This is a genomic window from Clostridium pascui, assembly GCF_016908015.1.
GTDB lineage: Bacteria > Bacillota > Clostridia > Clostridiales > Clostridiaceae > Clostridium_AK > Clostridium_AK pascui.
In genome coordinates this window covers 146502-167829 of the sequence record NZ_JAFBDB010000005.1, presented here as the reverse complement: position 1 = coordinate 167829, position 21328 = coordinate 146502, and the positions used below count along the sequence as shown (strand labels likewise).

General features: G+C 30.9%; 16 protein-coding genes and 1 pseudogene. 14 read left to right on the top strand and 3 right to left on the bottom strand.

Features of this window, described 5'->3' with window-relative positions:
* Positions 1-144: 144 nt before the first annotated feature.
* On the bottom strand, positions 145-963 hold the full coding sequence (locus JOC70_RS13285; RefSeq protein WP_204599383.1) for a TIM barrel protein: 819 nt from the start codon (positions 961-963) through the stop codon (positions 145-147).
* 315 nt (positions 964-1278) lie between these two features.
* On the opposite strand from JOC70_RS13285, the gene JOC70_RS13280 reads away from it, so the two are divergent.
* The 5 genes and pseudogenes from JOC70_RS13280 (at position 1279) to JOC70_RS13260 (ending at position 7636) form a co-directional block, all read left to right on the top strand.
* Positions 1279-2973: a M3 family oligoendopeptidase gene (locus tag JOC70_RS13280; protein ID WP_204599382.1), complete on the top strand. Its 1695-nt coding sequence runs from the start codon at positions 1279-1281 to the stop codon at positions 2971-2973.
* 434 nt (positions 2974-3407) lie between these two features.
* Complete coding sequence (locus tag JOC70_RS13275) at positions 3408-4499, top strand: M14 family metallopeptidase (protein ID WP_204599381.1); 1092 nt, start codon at positions 3408-3410, stop codon at positions 4497-4499.
* Positions 4500-4640: 141 nt separating this feature from the next.
* Complete coding sequence (locus JOC70_RS13270) at positions 4641-6410, top strand: helicase-related protein (protein WP_204599380.1); 1770 nt, start codon at positions 4641-4643, stop codon at positions 6408-6410.
* A 243-nt stretch (positions 6411-6653) separates the two neighbouring features.
* Positions 6654-6788: pseudogene (locus tag JOC70_RS13265) on the top strand (IS1595 family transposase); the annotation flags it as partial.
* Positions 6789-6868: 80 nt separating this feature from the next.
* Complete coding sequence (locus JOC70_RS13260; protein WP_204599379.1) at positions 6869-7636, top strand: class I SAM-dependent methyltransferase; 768 nt, start codon at positions 6869-6871, stop codon at positions 7634-7636.
* Between the two features lie 368 nt (positions 7637-8004).
* Here JOC70_RS13260 and JOC70_RS13255 read toward each other — a convergent pair whose 3' ends face one another.
* Complete coding sequence (locus JOC70_RS13255) at positions 8005-8715, bottom strand: MBL fold metallo-hydrolase (RefSeq protein ID WP_204599378.1); 711 nt, start codon at positions 8713-8715, stop codon at positions 8005-8007.
* 213 nt (positions 8716-8928) lie between these two features.
* Between JOC70_RS13255 and JOC70_RS13250 the strand changes: the two genes are divergently transcribed.
* The 7 genes from JOC70_RS13250 (at position 8929) to JOC70_RS13220 (ending at position 17199) form a co-directional block, all read left to right on the top strand.
* Entirely contained in the window at positions 8929-9753 is an 825-nt protein-coding gene (locus JOC70_RS13250) for an ABC transporter permease (protein WP_204599377.1), read from the top strand.
* Positions 9754-9759: 6 nt separating this feature from the next.
* Positions 9760-10542, top strand: coding sequence for an ABC transporter permease subunit (locus JOC70_RS13245; protein WP_204599376.1), 783 nt, complete (start codon positions 9760-9762; stop codon positions 10540-10542).
* 12 nt (positions 10543-10554) lie between these two features.
* Entirely contained in the window at positions 10555-11601 is a 1047-nt protein-coding gene (locus tag JOC70_RS13240; protein ID WP_204599375.1) for an ABC transporter ATP-binding protein, read from the top strand.
* Positions 11602-11614: 13 nt separating this feature from the next.
* Positions 11615-12679: an ABC transporter substrate-binding protein gene (locus JOC70_RS13235; protein WP_204599374.1), complete on the top strand. Its 1065-nt coding sequence runs from the start codon at positions 11615-11617 to the stop codon at positions 12677-12679.
* Positions 12680-12693: 14 nt separating this feature from the next.
* Positions 12694-14403: an adenine deaminase gene (locus JOC70_RS13230; protein WP_204599373.1), complete on the top strand. Its 1710-nt coding sequence runs from the start codon at positions 12694-12696 to the stop codon at positions 14401-14403.
* Between the two features lie 3 nt (positions 14404-14406).
* Positions 14407-15141 (top strand): nucleoside phosphorylase, encoded by a 735-nt coding sequence (locus tag JOC70_RS13225; RefSeq protein ID WP_204599372.1) that lies wholly within the window; start codon positions 14407-14409, stop codon positions 15139-15141.
* A gap of 450 nt (positions 15142-15591) precedes the next feature.
* Positions 15592-17199, top strand: a complete 1608-nt coding sequence (locus tag JOC70_RS13220) for a CTP synthase (protein WP_204599371.1) — start codon at positions 15592-15594, stop codon at positions 17197-17199.
* 43 nt (positions 17200-17242) lie between these two features.
* On the opposite strand, the gene JOC70_RS13215 is transcribed toward JOC70_RS13220, so the two are convergent.
* Positions 17243-17971 carry a DUF1287 domain-containing protein gene (locus JOC70_RS13215; protein ID WP_204599370.1) on the bottom strand — a complete coding sequence of 243 codons (729 nt, stop codon included), beginning with the start codon at positions 17969-17971 and terminating at the stop codon, positions 17243-17245.
* Between the two features lie 275 nt (positions 17972-18246).
* Between JOC70_RS13215 and JOC70_RS13210 the strand changes: the two genes are divergently transcribed.
* Both JOC70_RS13210 and JOC70_RS13205 read left to right on the top strand, forming a co-directional pair.
* Positions 18247-19236: a cell wall-binding repeat-containing protein gene (locus tag JOC70_RS13210; RefSeq protein ID WP_204599369.1), complete on the top strand. Its 990-nt coding sequence runs from the start codon at positions 18247-18249 to the stop codon at positions 19234-19236.
* A gap of 164 nt (positions 19237-19400) precedes the next feature.
* Positions 19401-20861: a cell wall-binding repeat-containing protein gene (locus tag JOC70_RS13205; protein WP_204599368.1), complete on the top strand. Its 1461-nt coding sequence runs from the start codon at positions 19401-19403 to the stop codon at positions 20859-20861.
* Positions 20862-21328 lie beyond the last annotated feature (467 nt).

Sequence of the window (21328 nt, the reverse complement as noted above, 5' to 3'; positions counted from 1 at the left end):
CGTCAATTTAAAAGAAACTTTCGCAAAAGCGAAATTTCATCCTTCATCAGTGTGGATGAAGATATTTTTAATGTTAAATTTAGTATAGGTTCTGCATTGCAGAACCTATACGGAAGATTTAACATTAAAAATGTCGTAATATTTCTAAAGGCTTTCATAAAAGTTCTTTAGAAGCAGTGCATCCTTTTCAAGCATAGGGCTTTCACAAACCACGCAGCCCTTAATATCAAAGGTTTTAAAGGCTTTTAAGCATTCTTGAAATTTAAAATCACTTTCTAAAAATGGAAGGTGATTTTTTTCGCCTTTTTCTCCGTAGTTTATACCCGATATATGTATATGCATATCTTCTAACGCTTCATATCCAAGCTCATCTTTTATATGTTGAAGTACCTTTGCAAAGTCATCATAGGTTTTTAAGCTGCCATTATATCTGGCGTGTAAATGAGAAAAATCAATGCAAGGCTTACAGGTTTTAACATCTTTACAAAGAGCTACATTTTCTTCAAGACTTCCAAATTGGGTGCCTTTTCCGGTGGTCTCAAGTCTATAATCCACTCCAAGGTCAGGAAGTTTTAATAAGTTTTCTTTAATGGTGTTAAAGGTTTCTTCTTTACTGTCCTTTAAATAAAATCCAGGATGAAATACTAGACTTCTTCCTTGTACCTTTAAAAGAGCTTCAGCACCTTTTATTATTCTTTCAAGGGACTTTTCTTGTTTTTCATCTTCATCAGCATTTAAATTTATATAATAAGAGCCATGTGCTGAAAGGTAAAAGTCATTTAAAAGTTTTGAATTTAAAACTTCATCTTTATTTTTATCTGTGATATTTACAGAACGCACGAATGGAAGTTCCATAGCATCAATTCCTATATTTTTTAAGTATTCTATGCCGGTTTTATAAGTAAATTTCATACCTTCTTCGCCTATAGGCAAGCCAGATATTCCAAATAATAATTTATCCATAATAAAGCACCAACTTTCTTGAATTATGTTATATGAGTATCAAATAATTTCATTTTAAAATAATATTAATAATTAATATTATTCAATTATAATAGTTAATTGTCAAGTGTATAGGTAGGGACATCAGGTCTTGGATTTTAATAATTATATTAGCTTGAAGGTTAATGGAATTGCTGAAAAATGTATTTGCGAAAATATATAAATTAACCCTTAATATGGTATAATACTATTGGTTTATGTGAATTATGGTGCATATAATTGCATGTAAAAGTGATAATACTAAGAAAATAATACACATTGAAGGGATGGATTACTATGAAGTTTAGTGAATTTAAATATGAAAGACCTAATATAAAAGAAATTAAGGGAAAGTTTAATATTCTTCTTGAAGAATTTAAAAACAGTAATACCTTTGAGAAACAAAATAAAATCATGGAGAATATAAATAAATTAAGAAGTGAATTTGAATCCATGGCTCAGATAGCTGAAATAAGACATACCATTAATACTACAGATAAGTTTTATGAAGAGGAGCAGGACTTCTTGGATACCAATATGCCATTATATGAAGAGGTTATATCAGATTATTACAAAGCTCTTAAATCCTCTAAGTTTAAGGAAGAGCTTGAAGCAAAATGGGGGATACAGCTATTTGATATGGCGGAGCTTTCAATTAAGACTTTTTCTACTGAAGTAATTTCAGATCTTCAAGAAGAAAATAAGGTTTCTAGTGAATATACAAAGCTTCTTGCATCAGCAAAGATAATTTTTGAAGGAGAAGAGAGAAATTTAGCTCAGATGGCTCCATTTATGCAATCGAAGGATAGGGAAGTAAGAAAAAAGGCATCAGAGGCGAAGTATAAGTTCTTTGAGGAACATGAAAAAGAATTTGATAATATATATGATAGGCTTGTGAAGATAAGAACAAGAATAGCTAAAGCTCTGGGCTATAACAACTTTGTGGAGCTTGCTTATGACAGAATGCTTAGAACCGACTATAATAAGGATATGGTTAAGAATTTTAGAAAACAGGTAGAGGAAAGTATAGTACCTGTATGCCAAGAACTTGTAGAAAAGCAAAGGAAAAGACTTGGCCTATCTAATATGAGTTATTATGATTTGGATTTTAAATTTAAAACTGGGAATGCAAAACCACATGGCGATGCAAATTTTATGGTGAATAATGCAAAGAACATGTATAATGAACTTTCCAAGGAAACAGGAGAATTTTTTGACTTTATGGTAAGGGGAGAGCTTTTGGATTTAGTAGCTAAAAAGGGAAAAGCAAGTGGGGGATACTGTACTTATATAAGCGAGTATAAGGCTCCATTTATATTCTCAAATTTTAATGGAACTTCAGGCGATGTAGATGTTTTAACTCATGAAGCAGGGCATGCCTTCCAAGTTTACAGCAGTAGAGATTATGAAATACCAGAATACCAATTTCCAACCTATGAAGCTTGTGAAATTCATTCCATGAGTATGGAATTCTTTACTTACCCTTGGATGAATTTATTCTTTGAAGAGGAAACAGAAAAATATAAATTTTCTCATTTGGCAGATGCGCTTTTATTTATACCTTATGGAGTATCTGTAGATGAGTTTCAGGAGAAAATTTATGAAAATCCTGATATGACTCCTGAAGAGCGAAAAAATACTTGGAGAGGTATTGAAAAGAAGTATCTTCCTCATAAAAAATATGGGGGAAATGATTTTCTTGAGAAAGGTGGATATTGGCAGCAACAAAGACATATTTATGAATCACCTTTTTATTATATAGATTATACTTTAGCTCAGTTATGTGCTTTTCAATACTATGTATGGTCCATGGAAAATAGAGAAAAGGCATGGGAGTCCTATGTGAAGTTATGTAAGCTTGGTGGAAGTAAGTCCTTCTTAAATCTTGCATTCGAAGCAGGACTTAAATCACCTTTTGAAGATGGGATTGTAAGGGAAGTAGTAGATAAAATAAAAAAAGAGCTTTTAAGTGTGGATGACAGTGAATTTTAGTTTTGTTATTAAAAAGTATACAGTGATTTAAATCATTGTATACTTTTTATAATTTCTATAGTAATAAATCTAAGAAAAGGCTTATTGTTTTATTTCAATAAGCTTTTTTCTTTCGCTTTAATGAACTTTATTATTTTATTAAACATATATACTTTGATTGCAGTTTTTTAGTGAAAATAATTACATAATTCTTTAATTTATCCTATATTTTTTTCTTTAATCAAGGCTTTAATTAGTTTATAAATATTTTAAAAATAAAAACATTAGCAAAGAAAAAAGAAAATATGAAAAAAAGTTGTAAAATCGTTGGAAATATCTTGCGCACGTATGCTATGTTATGACATAAAATGGTATTTGGGAGGTATATAATAAAAATAGGTTAAGCAATAAACTTAAATGATTAAAGAATAATAAACTTATAGGAGGAGAATGTTATGAGAAAATCACGTGCACTTGCTTTAGCATTGGCTTTAGCATCAGTAATTACTGCATCATCAACGATTTATGCAGGTGGTACTAGTTTAAAGCCAAGCGGTCCATGGGTAACTGAAACTCAAAACATAAGCTTAAGCGGTTTACATGACTATGAGGAATTATCAAAAACGTTGAAGCAAATTGAGAAATCATCTCAGGGCAAAATGGAGCTTTCAACTATAGGAAAATCTAATCAAGGTAGAGATATATATCTGACAAAAATAGGGACAGGCCCTAAAAAAGTTATGGTAATCAGTCAACAGCATGGGAATGAACCATTAGGAACAGAGGCAGCACTTAATGTATTAAAATATTTAAGTACAGATAACAGTAAAGTTGAGGATATATTAAGTAAAGTTACTTTATATATTGTGCCAAGAGTAAATGTTGATGGAACAGAAAAGAAACAAAGATATACAGATGATCCGACAGCACCAAAGGTTAGCTATTCAAGTGCTGGCATAGGATATGATATGAATCGTTGGCATTGGCAGAATTGGGAGGACAGCCCATATTATAAAATGGATAATGGAAAGACATTCCCAACTAATCCGGTTAAGGAATCAGTAGCGGTATTAAATGCATTTAAAGCTATACAGCCTGAATGGATAATTGATTTGCATCATCAGGGAACATATCTTAATGAAGAAGATGGAGACATGATTAAAACTTCAATACTTTGGCCTACGGATCCAAAAGCGAAACCTGAAGCAGTAGAGTTGTCAAAGAAAATGTGCTCAGTTATATATAATGATCTAGAACATTTTGGATTTGCAGAAGTAAGTAGATATGATGGCGGAGCTTATGAAGGAATAGCAAGAAATTCCTACGGTATAGCTGGAGCTGGAAGTGTTTTAATTGAAATGCGTGGACAAATGCAGAGTCTTGGACAAAAATCTTCAGGATATCTAACAAAAACTTTTGTAGAAGCTATTATGTCTCTAGTATCATCAACAGCTGATGGTTCATTATACGAAGCGGATACAAGTATAGCTGAAAATATGCCAGAAACAGGACCATATGTAACTAAAGATGGAATAGAAGTAGAATAAAAAATAATAATATTAATAAAATATAGCATTTAATTTTCCTCTCTGGTAAAGCTAAATATAAGCTTTACTAAGAGAGGCATTTTTAATGGAAAATAATGATATAATAGTAAATTATAAATATCATATGTAAGGAGTTTTACTATGGGAAGAGGTAACAGTAAAAGCACATTAGACAGAAACTTTAGAAAAATAAAAAGTCAAATAAATCAAATAGAACAAATAGTAAGGCATACTAAACCACATATGCTTTGGGAGCACGAGGCGTCAGTTCGTAAAAAAATAAAGCAATTAAAAGAGTTTGAAGGTCTTGATAATAAAGAGTTTAGAGTAGTTCACGAAAGATATTCAGAAATTTTAGAGTACATATCTAAAAAACTCATAGAAGATTATAATAGAAAAAATCATACAAGTTATAGATTTGACGAAATAGTGAAGGGGAATTATAGTGCTTATTTAAAATCAGGTGCTATGAGTGTGCTTATAACTAAGCATATTCCAAAGCTTATATATCATGAATTTGAAACAATATTTCCTAGAAATCCAAAGGATGAATATGAAGATGCACGAAGACTTAAAAGAAAGTTTTATCTTCACTTAGGAGAAACGAATACTGGAAAAACTTATAATGCTATGCAAAGATTGAAAGAAGTTACCAAAGGAATATATTTATCACCTTTGAGAATACTAGCATTAGAAAATTTTGAAAGACTAAACAGTGAAGGAGTAAAGTGTAACTTACTTACAGGAGAAGAAGAGATAATTATAGAAGGTGCAACTCATACTTCTTGTACTATAGAAAAGCTGAATATAGGAGAAAACTATGATCTAGCAATAATAGATGAAGTGCAGATGATAAATGATGATCAAAGAGGAGCTGCATGGACAAGAGCCATGCTGGCATTAAATTGTAAAGAAATTCATGTATGTGGTGCATTAAATACAAAAGAACTTTTAATAGAAATAATAGAGGATTGTGAAGATGAATACGAATTTAGAGAATACATAAGGGATATACCTTTAGAGATACAAGAAAATCCTTTTGGATATAAAGACATTCAAGAGGGAGATGCATTAGTTGTATTTTCTAAAAAGAGAGTTTTAAATCTTGCGTATCATTATGCCGATTTGGGTATAAAAGCAAGTCTTATATATGGAGATTTACCTCCAGAAGTTAGGAGAAAGCAGTATGAACAATTTATAAATAAAGAAACCTCTATACTTATAACTACTGATGCAATTGGTATGGGAGTAAATTTGCCTATAAAGAGAATAGTATTTATGGATGTTAAAAAGTTTGATGGCAATGAAGTAAGGTATTTAACTTCTCAAGAGGTAAAACAAATTGCTGGAAGGGCGGGAAGAAAGGGAATATATGATATAGGATATGTAGCGTCTCATGGACATACTCAAGACTTTATAGATGAAATGATTATGGTAAAGGATAGAGATATAAATGAAGGAGTAATAGGTCCCAGTGATGCAATATTAAAGGTAAAAAGTTTACCTTTAAGAGAAAAATTAGCACTATGGAGCACTAGGGAAGAAAAAGTACCTTTTTACAGAAAGATGGATATAAATGAATATATAATTATACTTGATAACTTAAAGTTTTATAAGTTAGATGAATCAATTCAATGGAAGCTTTTAAAAGTACCTTTTGATGTAAGTGATAAAGATCTTATGCACACATTTTTAACTTATGTAGATGAACTATTTGTAGCAAAAAAAGAAAAACTTTCAAAACCCTCCTATAGGTTTAATGACTTATATGAATTAGAGATTTACTATCAAAAATTAAATTTATATTACTCTTTTTCAAAGTTGTTTGATCTGGAATTTGACGAGGAATGGATTCAAGAACAACGTTTAAAAACAAGCGAAGGCATAAATAACATTTTGAAGAAAATATAGAAATAAGACGACATTTTTAATGTTGAACGCGTCGTATGAAATTTGCATTTAGGAAAGCTTCGCTGCGCAAAAAAGCTCTAATATTTCTTCTTTTTAAGACGCCTAAGCCTTCTAAACTCGCTATCGCTCAAATAGTAGAAGACTCTTAACGGCATCTTAAAATCAGAAATAAAGAGCTTTTAGTTACTTGTTCAATGCTTTCTACAATGCAAATTCCATACTTGTGCTCAACATTAAAAATATTGGTATAAATGGCTTCTATGCTTTAATGATGATAAAGAAATAATTACAACTAAAAATATATTAATACATAGTACGATACCTTTTGTAGATACAAAGATTAAGAATTATAAGAAAAGAATAGCTATAGTTATATAATTTAAACTTATAAATAAATGAAATTAAACTATAATATAATAAATAATAGTAAACCTATATGAAGCAAAGGGGGATTATTTATGGATAACAACAATGTAGAAAAACAATATAATTCCATGTCACATTTTTATAATGTTTTATATTCTGGATGTGATATGAAAGAGTATGAAAATACTTTTATTAATGAATATGAGGATTTACTAAACAGCCTTCCGGTAAACGGAAAAGTATTAGATAGTTCATGTGGAAACGGTATTCAAGCAACAGCACTAAAGAGAAATGGTATTAATGTTATTGGTACAGATATTAGTGAAGAAATGATAAATTTAACTCAACAATATTCAAAAGATAATAACTTGCTTTTTCCTACTAAACAATTAAGTTGGCAACAATTGCCTAATAACTTTGGAGATGATTTTGATATTGTTTTTTGTTGTGGAAATTCAATTTGTCATAGTATTGATAAAGAGGACATGCTAAACAATATAAAGTCATTATATAGAGTAACTAAAAATGGTGGCAAGATTGTTATTGATACAAGGAACTGGGATAAAGTAATAAAAGAGAATATAAGATTTACTACAAGTGATGTAAAAAAATACATTGACAAAAAGTATGTATTTACATATATTTGGAATCTGAATAGCTTTGATGAACGTAGTAATGTTGAAATCTTATTCATTGAAATTACCAATGATAAAGAAACAAAATGTATTCCTTTTAAATTGGATTTTACTCCATTCAAACATGATGAATTTATTAGTAGATTAAGAGATTGTGGACTAAAAACAGTAAAAGACAATTTTCAATTAAATAATGATATGTATTCAATAATATTAGAAAAATAAAATAAACTAATTCATATTATTCTTAATTTATCTATTCATCCCATTTGTTTTTATAAGCTCTTGAACTTTCCAGACTACCGCTGTAAAATATTTTATGTATTAAACCTGAAACAAAGACATTTTTAATGGTGAATGCAGTATGGGATTTATATCGTAGAAGGCATTGAATGAGCTTTAAAACGGCTTTGTTTATAAATTTCAAATATCGTATAGAGTCTTCTACTGTCTGAGCTAAAGCGAGTTTAGAAGGCTTAGATATTTTAAATTTATAAATATTAGCCGTTTTTAGAGAAATGAACGCCTTCCTAGATATAAATCTCATACGGGAGATTCACCATTAAAAATATCACAATTTCCTTTTATGATGATTATGAATGATTGGCTTCTACTATATTAAAGCCAAGCTTTGTTGCCTCTTCCATAAGTTCATTTCCATCTATATGCATACAATAAACTTTTTTTCTTAGATTTTCAGGAATCAAATTAGACATTTTACTAATGGATAAATGACCACTTCCCGTATAGTCAGGGTAGCAGGTATCTTGATATAACTCATCAATTTTTCCGTTCTTAAAGAGATTCAATGTGTTTTCCTCAATAGTATTAGAATCACCACTATAGTAAATTGTTTTATTATCATAATATATAAAATAACCATAGCAGTACATTTCTTTAGAATGGGAAGCTTTTACGGGCACAACCTCTATATCGTCTAAAGAAATACGAACATTTTCATTGCTTTCTATTAGGTTATACATATTATCTTTGTTGTTCATTATGCTAAAAAGAGATTTTAATGCGTAAGAGGAGGGGTATATTATAGAAACCTTTTTATTGAGCATATAGTAACAGTAAAAAATAAGGCTGCTAAGGCTTCCTACATGGTCAGAATGTAAATGAGTAATTAGTATTGTTATCTGTTTAGAATTTTCTAATAGCCTTTTTCTTTTCATTCTCTCAAATATACTTTCTCCACAGTCTATTAAGAGAAGTTTATCACCATGTTTTATATAAGCTGAAGTATTTCCCTCTTCTGTATTAAAAGCAGAACCTCTTCCTAAAAAATTTAACGTTTGCATAAAAACACCTCCATATTCAGTGATACATATTATTATACCACCATTTATTATTTATAAACTATTGACTATATTTCCAAAATATAATATGATTACTTTGTAAACACGAATAATGGTTTAAAAAATGAATATTTAGTTCGTTATATTCCGGGTTCTATGCAATTATAAAATAAAGAATTATCGTAGTTAATGTGTAAAATTTAGGAGGTGACAAATATGAAAAAAAGAACTGGATTTTATTTAATGATACCTGCTGCAATATTTTTGACTTTGTTTGCTATAATTCCAGTGTTTAAAATATGTATTTCTACATTTCAAGTTGAAGGTGCATTATCTATAGGAGTCTATACCAACATACTTATGGATTCTTTTTTTCAACATGTATTTATAAGAACTATGAAACTAAGTTTAATAAGTACTATAATATGTGCGATTTTAGGACTACCTACAGCATATTACATATCTAAAATAGGTGTTAAAAGAAGAGGATTATACATAGCGCTAGCGGTGTTTCCTATGCTTACATCTCCGGTTGTTCGTTCTTTTTGTTGGATTGTAATACTTGGTAAGAAAGGACTTTTAAATACAATTCTTTTAAATCTCAACTTAATCAATAGTCCACTTAGTATGTTATATAATGAATTTTCTATTGTAGTGGGATTTGTGCAATTGTTCCTACCTTTAATGATACTTTCTCTTATAGGGGTAATGGAAAATATAACAGAAGATTACATGCTTGCGGCAGAAAGTCTTGGAGCTTCTAAGTTTAAGGCGTTTTTAAAAGTAGTATTTCCATTAAGTGTGCCGGGACTCATGACAGGAAGTATACTTGTATTTACTGGATGCCTTACTGCATACACCACTCCACAGCTTTTAGGAGGAACTAAGACAAGGGTTTTAGCCACATTGATATATCAAAATGCAATGACTTTATCAGATTGGAATAGTGCATCTGTTGTGGCCGTTATAATGATAATTACAACAATTATAGTTACTTCCATCATGAATAGAGGAGCTAAAGCTTTAAATAAAAGGGGGTAGGACAAGGTGAAAAAGAATAAATTTTTAGTGATATTCACTTTAATGGTATATATTTTCTTGCTAGGACCACTGCTTATAATAATAGGAGCTTCTTTCAGCAGTGAAAATTTTTTAACTTTTCCTCCAAAGGGATTTTCTCTTAAATGGTTTGAAAATATATTAAATGTAGAAATGTTTATGGAAACTTTGAAAATTAGTTTAGGAATTGCTTTTTTAGCTACTATGATAGCACTTATTATGGGAATTCCAGCAGCTTATGCTATAAACAGATATAACTTTAAGGGTAAGAATATTCTCAATGGAATATTTGTATCACCTGTACTTATACCAGGAATAGTTTTAGGGTTTGCGTTATTAAAGTTTTTAATGGTAGAAAATGATTTTCCGGTTTATTTAAGTTTGTTTATCGGACATGCTATAATACTTTTTCCTTATGCTATAAGGGTGGTTTCTTCAAGTCTTAGTAATTTTGATTATTCTATAGAGGAAGCAGCTATGAGTTTGGGGTTAAGTAAAGGAAGGACGTTTTTTAAGGTGGTACTTCCTAATATTAAATCAGGAGTAATAGCAGCATTTATACTTGCATTTATAAATTCCTTTAATAATGTGCCTCTTTCAGTATTTTTATCAGGACCAGGGGTAAGCACATTACCTATACAAATGCTAAGTTATGTAGAGTACAATTATGACCCAACTATTGCAGCATTATCTGTGGTGCTTATGGTATTTACAATAGTTTTAATGGTAATTGTAGAAAAGACTTTAGGGTTAAGTTATTTTGCTAAATAGGAGTGATAATATATGGCATTACTTGAATTAAGAAATATAACTGCAGGTTATGGCGATAACATGATACTTAAAAACTTTAATTTTCAAGTGGAAAAGGGAGAACTTGTTTCTCTTTTGGGACCAAGCGGATGCGGAAAGACAACAACATTGAGGCTTGTTCAGGGCTTTTTAAATAGCAGGGAGGGCCAATTTATATTTGATGGAGAAGATTACACTAAGGTTCCTGTACACAAAAGAAACTTTGGATATGTATTTCAAAACTATGCATTGTTTCCACATTTAAGTATATTTGATAACGTGGCATTTGGATTAAAGCTTAGAAAAATGGATAATTCAGAAATAAATAAAAGAGTTATGGAAATGCTTGAAGTAGTAGATTTAAAAGGGTTTGAAAAGAGATTTCCAGATGAACTTTCAGGTGGACAAAAGCAAAGAGTTGCTCTGGCTAGAGCACTAGTTATAAGACCGGGATTATTACTATTTGATGAACCTTTAAGTAACTTAGATGCAAAACTTAGAGTGAAAATGAGAGTTGAAATAAGAAAGATTCAACAAAGACTTGGAATTACTGCAATATATGTAACCCATGATCAAGAAGAATGTTTTTCTATTTCAGACAAGGTTGCAGTAATGAATGGTGGCATAATTGAGCAGTTAGATAATCCGATTAACATATATAATAATCCACTAACTGAATTTACTGCAAAGTTTGTGGGATTTGAAAACTTTATAGATTTAAAGCTTATAAGTGAAGAAAATGGACAAGGAGTTTATAAAGCAAAGAATAGCACAATGTTTTATACAAGCTACACAAAGGGAGCAGATGTAAAAGGAACCATAAGACCAGAAGATATAGAAATTCAAAGATTTGATGGAAGAAATTCAGAAAATACCCTAGAAGGAATTGTTGGGATAAGTACATTCCTAGGAAAGCAAATTCAGTATATAGTAAGCACTAAGCTTGGTGATTTTATTGTAAATACAAGTTTTGAAAATAACTTTAAAAATGGTGAAAAGGTAAATATTAAATTTAATAAAGATAAATTAATATTAGTTTAAGGGGGAAACATCAATGAAAAAATTAAGTATTTTACTTGCATCAGTACTTACTGTAACTACACTTTTAGTAGGTTGTGGATCTAAAGAAGCTTCAACAAATACCAAGGAAGAACCAAAAACACTCACAATCTCCACTTGGGGATTTAATGAGGATTTATTAAAGAAAAATGTATATGAGCCTTTTGAAAAGAAATACAATGTAAAAATAGTTTTAGAAAAAGGCAATAACGGAGAAAGACTTACAAAACTTAAGCAAAAGAAAGAAGGAATTGATTTAATTTATCTTGCAGATTTGTATTCCATGCAGGGAATAAAACAAGGATTATTTGAAAAGATAAATACAGAAAATATTCCAAACTTAAATAATGTATATGATTTAGCAAAAGCTCCTCAAGGAGAAGGATATGGACCAGCATACACTATAAATAGTCTTGGAATAGTATATGATCCAGAAGTTATTAAAACTCCTATAACATCATGGGCAGATCTTTGGAAGCCAGAACTTAAAGGGAAAATTGCAATTCCAGATATAACGGTAACTGCAGGACCACTTATGATGATGGTAGCAGGTGATCAAGCTGGAGTAGATATAAAGGGAAATGAAGCTAAAGCTTTTGATAAAATGAAACAGCTTGCTCCAAGTGTTGTTAAATATTATGGAAAATCCTCAGAGCTTGCAAATATGTTTAACCAAGGCGAAATAGCTGTAGCAGTTATTCAAGACTTTGCTTATGGAAATATATTAAAAGCATGTCCACAGGCTAAATTTGTAACTCCTGCAGAAGGAAGCTATGTAGGACTTAACACAATAAATGTAGTTAAGGGATCAAAGAATAAAGAGCTTGCTGAAAAATTCATAGATTTTGCATTAAGTGAAGAAGTTCAAACTGCAACTGGTAAAGCTAAAGTAGAAGCACCAGCAAACAAGAATGTAAAATTAACTGAAGAAGAAGCTAAAGGTCAAACTTATGGAGAAGAAATGATTAAGAAATTAAAATCTGTGAATTGGGAATATGTAAATGAAGTGAATAAACAGTGGATAGACACTTGGAATAAGGAAATATCCTCTGGAAAATAAGAAGGGTTAAATATATGATGGATTTAATAATAAAGGATATACAAGTATTTAATGTATATTCAAAAAAGTTTATAAAGTCTTCGATTGTGATAAAGGACGGAAAGTTTTTATACACTACGTTGAAGGATTTAAAGAATATAAGGGCTAATAGTGTTATAGAAGGGGAAGGAAAGTATTTAATTCCTTCCCTTATAGATATACATCTTCATATAGAAAGCTCAATGGTAACGCCAGAAGCTTTTTCTCATGAGCTTATTAAAAATGGTGTGACTACAGTGGTTGCAGAACCTCATGAAATAGCTAATGTATTTGGAATTGTTGGAATAAAGGAAATGATAAAAAGGGATGAAAACTGTACTGCAGATATATTTTATGGGATTCCAAGTTCTGTGCCTTCAACAGAATTAGAAACATCGGGAGCGGAGATTGGCATAGAAGAATTTGAAGAGCTTATAAAAAATCCTAAGGTAATATGCCTTGGAGAGGTAATGAATTATGTGGAAGTAATTAAGAATCCAGAAAGTAAGATAAACAAGTTTTTAAGTTACATAAAAAATAATTATCCAAAGCTTATTATAGAAGGCCACTGTCCTAGAGTTGTTGGAGAAGATTTATATAAGTTTATATTTAATGGAGTGGATTCAGATCATACTCAGCATACTCCAGAAACTATAGAAGATAGATTTTTAAATGGGATGTTTGTAGAAATCCAAGAAAAGTCTTTAACAAGGGAAAATATAAGTTTTATTGAAGAAAATGATATTTATAATAATTTTTGCTTTGTAACAGATGATGTAATGGCAGATAACTTTATAAATGAGGGACACTTAAACAACATAATTAAAAAGGCAATTAAGCTGGGTATGAAACCTGAACGAGCAATAACCTTTGGAACATTAAATCCAGCTTTAAGGATGGATTTAAAGGATAGAGGAGCTGTTGCTCCAGGTAAAATAGCAGATTTTATAATATTAGATGATGTGGATGAATTTAATATTAATTCAGTATATAAAAATGGGGAATGTGTTTATGAAGAGGGTAAAAAATATGAATATACACCTTCTGAAAATAATTTTCCAAAAGACTTTTATAACAGTGTTGAGCTTTCAAAGATAAATGAAGAAGAGTTGAAAATAAAGGCAAATATACAAACTGGAAAAGTTAAGTGCAGAATTATAAATGTAAAAAATGGTAGTACTTTTACAGAAGAGATATTTGATTATTTAGATGTAGTAAATGGATATGTAGACTGGGAAAGTTCGCCCTATGCTCTTATAGGTGTTTTTGAGAGACACAAGGGAACTGGCAATGTAACTTTAGCTTTAGCTTCAGGAGATACCATTAAGAGAGGAGCAGTTGCAACAACCTATGCTCATGATCATCATAACTTGCTTGTGATAGGAAAAAGTCCGATAGATATAGTATGTGCTGCAAACTTTATTATAGAAAATCAAGGGGGATACTGTGTTTGTGAAAATGAAAGTATCCTAGCAAGTGTTAAGCTTAATGTGGCAGGAATACTCTCTGAAAAGTCAGTAGAAGAAGTTGGCTTTGAACTTTCAAAGGCCAAGAAAGCTATGAAGGATTTAGGATATAATCATTACAATCCTGTAATGTCCTTGAGTACAAATTCCCTTCCTGTTAGCCCTGAGCTTAAAATAACAGATATGGGACTTGTAAAGGTTAAGGAAGGAAAAATAGTAAACTTAATAGTGGAGGAATAGTATATGAATTACGATATAACTTTGCAAAAACATATAAGATGTAAAGAAGGAGATGTGGCACCTTATGTATTAATTCCTGGTGACCCTGGCAGAGCAAAGAAAATTGCAGAGACCTTTGATACCATGGAAAAGATAGCAGAAAACAGGGAATATGTAGTTTATACAGGTGAAAAAGATGGGGTAAGGCTTACTGTATGTTCCACAGGTATAGGCGGACCTTCAACGGCAATTGCAATGGAAGAACTTGCAAAGCTTGGATGCCATACTTTTATTAGAGTAGGCTCCGCTGGAGGAAGAAGAGAAAATCTAAAAATAGGAAGTTCTGTTATAGTAAATGCAGCAGTAAGAGCTGAAGGAACAAGTAAGGTGTATCTTCCAGAAATATATCCTGCAATTGCAAACTTTGATGTGACATTAGCCCTTAGAGAAGCGGCTAAAGAATTAAATGAAGAAACTTTTATGGGCACAAGCCTTACAAGAGATGCTTATTATATGCAGGACACTGAGTTGAATGAAAAGATATCAAATACAGATGTTGCTGTATCTGAAATGGAATGTGCCACAGCGTTTATTGTAGGATCTAAAAGAGGGTTTAAGGTTGGTGCTATAGTAGGTACTGATTCTAACATACTTCAGAAAAATCAGCTTACTTTAGAGGAAAAGGATAAGCTTTATAATGAAGTTGAAAAGAAAATTATTAAGATAGCGGTTAGAGCTTTAGTAAATCTAGCAAAGTAAGAAGCGGTGCTTTACAATAATATTAAAATATCAATTTAAAGTATTAAAATAAATAAAAAAATATACAAAGTATGAAGGAAAAAATTAATTTGTGTAGAATTATATATTCACGAAGATAAAAAATCTTCTTTCCCACAATGCCGGTTAGATGAAAGTCTGCCGGCTACCCCTACTTTGAAGTAAAACATAATGATGAATATTTATAAAAGCATCCCAATAGGTGGGGTGCTTTTTCTATTAAAATAGAAAATAACTAAAAATCATATTGTAAAATTATAAAAAAGATAACAACGTCAAAAAAGCTCTAGCATAACTAGAGAAAATATGATATTATACTAAGTATGTTTTAAATCATGATATAGATAACCCATTTTACAGGGTAATTTCTATTATAATGAGAATTTCATTATTTGTCAATAGGTTTTATACATAAATTAAGGGGGGATTTTTATGAGTACTAAATATGTATTTATAACTGGAGGAGTTGTTTCTTCATTAGGAAAGGGAATAACAGCAGCTTCACTTGGAAGGTTATTAAAAAACAGAGGGCTTAAGGTTTCTATACAAAAATTTGATCCATATTTAAATATAGATCCAGGTACCATGAGTCCATATCAACATGGAGAAGTTTTTGTTACAGATGATGGTGCAGAAACAGATTTAGATTTAGGTCATTATGAAAGATTTATAGATGAAAATTTAAGTCAAAGTAATAATGTTACAACAGGCAGGGTATATTGGTCTGTTTTACAAAAAGAAAGACGTGGAGATTATCTAGGTGGAACAGTTCAAGTGATTCCTCATATAACCAATGAACTCAAGGATAGAGTGTATAGAATATCTAAAGAAACAGATGTAGATGTGGTTATAACTGAAATAGGTGGAACTGTTGGAGATATTGAATCATTACCTTTTTTGGAAGCTATAAGACAAATCAAGTACGAAGTTGGACGTGAAAGTGTATGTTTCATTCATGTAACGCTAATACCTTACTTAGGGAAGGCAGGAGAGCTTAAAACTAAGCCAACTCAGCATTCAGTTAAAGAATTAAGGGGGATAGGTATCCAGCCGGATATTCTAGTATGCCGCAGTGAAAAGCCACTTTCACAGGATGTAAAAGAAAAGATAGGTTTGTTTTGTAATGTAGATGCTAGTGCAGTAATTCAAAATTTAGATGCAGAGCATCTTTATGAGGTTCCTATTATGCTGCATAATGAAGGATTAGATACACTGGTTTGTGATAAATTAAGCTTAAATTGTAGTGAAAATGAGGTTCGCAATGAAGAATGGATAAGCATGATTAATAAAATCAAAAATTTAAAGGAAAATACAACTATAGGACTTGTTGGTAAATATGTAGAGCTTCATGATGCATATATTTCAGTTGTAGAAGCTTTAAATCATGGAGGTTTTGCTAACAATTCTAAAGTAAATATTAAATGGATCAATGCAGAAGATGTTACTTTTGAAAATGCAGATAGTTATTTAAAAGATGTAAGTGGAATATTGGTTCCAGGGGGCTTTGGAGATAGGGGGATAGAAGGAAAGATTGAAGCTATAAAGTATGCAAGAACAAATAATGTGCCTTTTCTAGGAATATGCCTTGGAATGCAATGTGCAGTTATAGAGTTTTCCAGAAATGTATTAAGATATACAGATGCTAATAGTTCGGAAATATACGAAAATACTACTCATCCAGTAATTGATCTAATGCCAGATCAAAAGAATGTAAACGAGAAGGGTGGAACTATGAGACTTGGATTGTATCCTTGCAAGCTTGAAGAAGATTCTAATGCATTTAGGGCATATGGTAAATCAGTAATTTATGAAAGACATAGACATAGATATGAATTTAATAATGAATATAGAAAAATTCTTACGGATGCAGGACTTAAAGTTACAGGGGTTAGTCCAGATGAAAAGCTAGTTGAAATTGTAGAAGTTAAAGACCATCCTTGGTTTGTAGCAACTCAATTTCATCCAGAACTTAAATCAAGGCCTAATAAACCTCATCCGTTATTTAGAGATTTTATTAAGGTAACATTAAATAACAAATAATTTTTGCGTAGAAAGCTTCTTAAAAGAACTTTCTACGCAAAAATTATTTGTTATTATTTTTATTACTTGGATATCTAAAATGACCAATGATTTTTGGATACCAATAATCTAATACATCAGCTTCAGCAGTGTAAGGACTTGAATTATGGATTATAAAGGGAACGCCGTCTTTTCTTCTCTTATCTGAAACTATAGCAATATGCTGAGGATTATCAAATGTTATAATATCTCCACCCTGCCATTGTTTTAAATTTTCAACATCCCCAGGCTTAAGCTCTAAAGTTAAAATTTCAGCATGCCTTGTAAAAAACACATGTAAATTAGGTACACGTCTAAAATCAATATTAGGATCTGGCTTTCCGTCTAACCTAGGATAAGCGTTTAAGTTATTTGTAATATCCTTATCTACCATATCCTTTAAATTATATCCAGCATTTTTAAATGCCCTCCATACCACATCGGTGCATACTCCTTCGGTACTTGGAGGATAACCACCTTGATAATAAGCACTTTTATACACAGGTTTGTTTTTAGCATCAAGTCTTGCGCCTTCTACTATATCTTCTAAATCTAATTTTGCATCATTATCTTTATCACTATTTACAGACACTTTTTCTACTTTTACAGGTTTTTTAAATAAGTATTTAATTTTGGGTATTTGATACTCAATTATATTGTTTTTAATATCATTATATGAAATGGAATTCTTATAGCAAAATGTCATAAAAACACTAATTAATAACAGTAATATAACAAGTAATTTCTTTTTCATCCTGACACCTCCTTTAACCGAATTATGGATATAGTATCCGAGCTTACAGTATATATTTCTGTACCTTTTTAGCCACAAAACTTAGCATTTATGTTGACTTATTATCCCGTAAAAGTTGTTCTTTATGAACATTTTACCATATAGTAATTACAGTACAAAGTCCGAAAATATTCTTGATTTTTTTAAATCCCTTTACAAATACTACAAGGAATTTTATAGTATAAAGAGAATATATAAAAGTATTAGAATAAAATGAGTAAAGGACGGGAGTACACATGAATAAAAAGGCAATATGTGCATTAGCTTTGACAGTAAGTTTTTCAATATCTTCTATAGTAGCAGCAGCTACTATAAGTACAGAGAGAATTTTTGGCTTAAATAGATACGAGACTTCAGCTGCTATAAGTGAAAAGGGATTTACAAAGGGTAGTGAGGTTGTTTTTATAGTATCAGGAGAAAACTTTCCAGATGCATTATGTACAGCACCTTTAGCTAAAAAGTATAATGCACCAATACTTTTAAGTGGGAAAAATAAGCTTGATCCTAAAGTTAAAGAAAGACTCCAAAGTCTTAATGCTAAAAAGGTTTTTGTAGTAGGGGGAACTGGGGTTATATCTGAGGATGTTGTAGAAGAGATACAAGATCTAAACATATATCCTGAAAGAATATATGGGCTTAATAGATATGCAACTTCAGCTAAAATAGCAGGAAACATGAGTGAAAGTAATGAAATAGTAGTAACAACGAGCTCTGCCTTCGCAGACGCATTATCCATTGCGCCTATTGCTGCAATGAAATCTATGCCTATACTACTAGTGGACAAGAATGAGATACCTAAGGAAACTGCTGATTTTATAAAAACCCATGATATAAGTAAAGTATATTTAATAGGTGGACCTGGGGTGATAAGTGACAATGTAAAGGGACAACTACCTAATGCTACAAGACTATATGGAAATACAAGATATGAAACAAATATAAATGTAATAAATAATTTCAAAGAAGAATTAGATTTATCAAAACTTGTAATTGCTTCAGGAGCAAATTTTCCAGATGCTCTTTCAGGTTCAATACTTGCGGCGGTGAATAAAGCACCATTAATGCTTTTAAGTGAAAAACCAGGCAGTCTTACAGATGAGTTTATTAGTCAGAATAAAGAAAACATAAAAGATACGCTTATATTAGGTGGAACTGCTGTATTAAGCCAAAATGCCCTTGATTATGTATGGGGTGATAAGGAAAGACCAGTAGAAGAAGCAAAATAGTATAGAAGAAAGAAACCTATGGTATTTTATGAGCGTATAGATATAAAATTATATGTTGATTATTATAATATAAGTTAATTTGATGAAATTTGTTTGGTATATTTAAAGACAAACTGGACATAAATTCATATAGATACTACTGAAAAAATTTAGGGGGAATCTATATGAACAAAAAAGCAGTATGTACATTAACTTTAGCCTTAAGCCTTTCTTTGACCTCAGCGGTATTGGCTTCAAATGTTAACAAGGAAAGAATTTTCGGATTAGATCGATATGAGACTTCGGCAAAGATATGTGATAAAGAATTTTCAAGTAATACTGAGGTTGCATTTATAGTATCAGGAGAAAATTTTCCGGATGCACTTTGTACTTCTCCTTTAGCAAAGAAGTATAATGCACCGATATTGCTTACAAGTAAGAATGAATTAAATTCCAATGTTAAGGAAAGGCTTATTAAGCTCAATGTGAAAAAAGTGTTTATAATAGGTGAAAATGGCTCAGTTAGCAAAAAGGTAGAGGATGAAATAAAAGCTTTAAACATAGAAGTAGAAAGAATTAGTGGAACAACTAGGTATGAAACCTCAGTAAAAATAGCAGAAAAAATGGATGAAAGCTATGAAGTAGTAGTTACAACCAGTTCATTATTTGCAGATGCATTATCCATAGCTCCTATTGCAGCCATGAAATCAATGCCTATACTTTTAGTAAATAAAAATAACATTCCTAAGGAAACAGAGGAATTCATAAGAAATCATAGTATAGATAAGGTATACTTAATAGGAGGGCCCGGTGTAATAACGGATACTGTTAAGAATAAACTCCCAAATGCAGAAAGATTATATGGTAACACTAGATATGAAACCAATATAAATATAATAAATCACTTTAAAGATGAACTAGATTTATCTAATCCTATAGTGGCTTCAGGAGAAAATTTCCCAGATGCACTTTCGGGTTCAATGCTTGCAGCTATAAATAAAACTCCATTAGTACTTTTAAATGATAATCCAGGCAAAGCTACAGATAATTTTTTAAAGGTAAATAATGATGGATTAAAAGAAATAACTATATTAGGTGGCATAAGCGGTGTAAGTGAAGACGCATATAGCTATGCTATAGGGGAAAAGGCAAGACCACAAGAAATATTAGCTTCTTTAAGTGAAAGTGAAATAAGAAGCTATGTGGAAAATGGATGGGATTTTATAATAAACTCTGCTGTAGGCCTTAATAAAGATATTTTAAAATATAATGACGAAGTAATAATAAATGATACTTACTATCATGAACTTAAAGATGAGTATTCAACTAGAGAAGGGCTTTTAAATTTACTCAATAAGAACTTTTCCAAGGAATACAGCAGTAAATTAATAAATAGTTTGTATTATGAAAAAGTAAATGGTAAGTACTATATAGTCATTGGTCAGCCAGGATTGGCTTTTGAACTTTCAAAATCCAAAATAATTGATAAGAAAGTACAAGGAAATAAATTATATATTACTTGGTCAGGTTACTCAGAGTATGATGAACAGTATCCATCTACGAAAGCAGTGCTTAAATATGAAAATGGTAAGGTTGTGGTGGATTACTATGAGGAGTTATCAGAAGTTGGCGGTGTAGCTAGATAATGATGGAAGTTTATAAGGTATGAAGGATATTTTACTATCCATCAGGTTGTTGAAGAACCCTATGCGTTGCATAGGGTTTTGCTATGTTTTCTCAAAATTTATACGATAGTATGTACAAATTGACTATATGGTGCAACTGGATCTAACTATCCAATAAGTACAGTTTATGCGGACGAGAGTGGTTATATTTATGCTTTGGCTGACAAAGAAAATAACAGATTAATTTATGTGGAAATTAATTTTTGTGATTATTTTACTGATATAGACTATGAAAAGATAATTAATAAAAAATATCTTCCAAGTTAACTTTGATGCAAAAGAAGGTAATTCAACTCAAAAGAAAAAAATGTAGGTTAGATTGTTTTTGTGTAATTAGGTATCGATACAATTGCCATATTTATAGAAATATGAAATAATAAACATAGATATTACTTTAATATAAAATTAATTCATGAAACACGGGGGTT

Bases quoted from the DNA above. Each gene is read 5' to 3' on its own strand.
- JOC70_RS13285 (WP_204599383.1), bottom strand. From the start codon at position 963: ATGGATAAATTATTATTTGGAATATCTGGCTTGCCTATAGGCGAAGAA.
- JOC70_RS13280 (WP_204599382.1), top strand. From the start codon at position 1,279: ATGAAGTTTAGTGAATTTAAATATGAAAGACCTAATATAAAAGAAATT.
- JOC70_RS13275 (WP_204599381.1), top strand. From the start codon at position 3,408: ATGAGAAAATCACGTGCACTTGCTTTAGCATTGGCTTTAGCATCAGTA.
- JOC70_RS13270 (WP_204599380.1), top strand. From the start codon at position 4,641: ATGGGAAGAGGTAACAGTAAAAGCACATTAGACAGAAACTTTAGAAAA.
- JOC70_RS13260 (WP_204599379.1), top strand. From the start codon at position 6,869: ATGGATAACAACAATGTAGAAAAACAATATAATTCCATGTCACATTTT.
- JOC70_RS13255 (WP_204599378.1), bottom strand. From the start codon at position 8,715: ATGCAAACGTTAAATTTTTTAGGAAGAGGTTCTGCTTTTAATACAGAA.
- JOC70_RS13250 (WP_204599377.1), top strand. From the start codon at position 8,929: ATGAAAAAAAGAACTGGATTTTATTTAATGATACCTGCTGCAATATTT.
- JOC70_RS13240 (WP_204599375.1), top strand. From the start codon at position 10,555: ATGGCATTACTTGAATTAAGAAATATAACTGCAGGTTATGGCGATAAC.
- JOC70_RS13235 (WP_204599374.1), top strand. From the start codon at position 11,615: ATGAAAAAATTAAGTATTTTACTTGCATCAGTACTTACTGTAACTACA.
- JOC70_RS13230 (WP_204599373.1), top strand. From the start codon at position 12,694: ATGATGGATTTAATAATAAAGGATATACAAGTATTTAATGTATATTCA.
- JOC70_RS13225 (WP_204599372.1), top strand. From the start codon at position 14,407: ATGAATTACGATATAACTTTGCAAAAACATATAAGATGTAAAGAAGGA.
- JOC70_RS13220 (WP_204599371.1), top strand. From the start codon at position 15,592: ATGAGTACTAAATATGTATTTATAACTGGAGGAGTTGTTTCTTCATTA.
- JOC70_RS13215 (WP_204599370.1), bottom strand. From the start codon at position 17,971: ATGAAAAAGAAATTACTTGTTATATTACTGTTATTAATTAGTGTTTTT.
- JOC70_RS13210 (WP_204599369.1), top strand. From the start codon at position 18,247: ATGAATAAAAAGGCAATATGTGCATTAGCTTTGACAGTAAGTTTTTCA.
- JOC70_RS13205 (WP_204599368.1), top strand. From the start codon at position 19,401: ATGAACAAAAAAGCAGTATGTACATTAACTTTAGCCTTAAGCCTTTCT.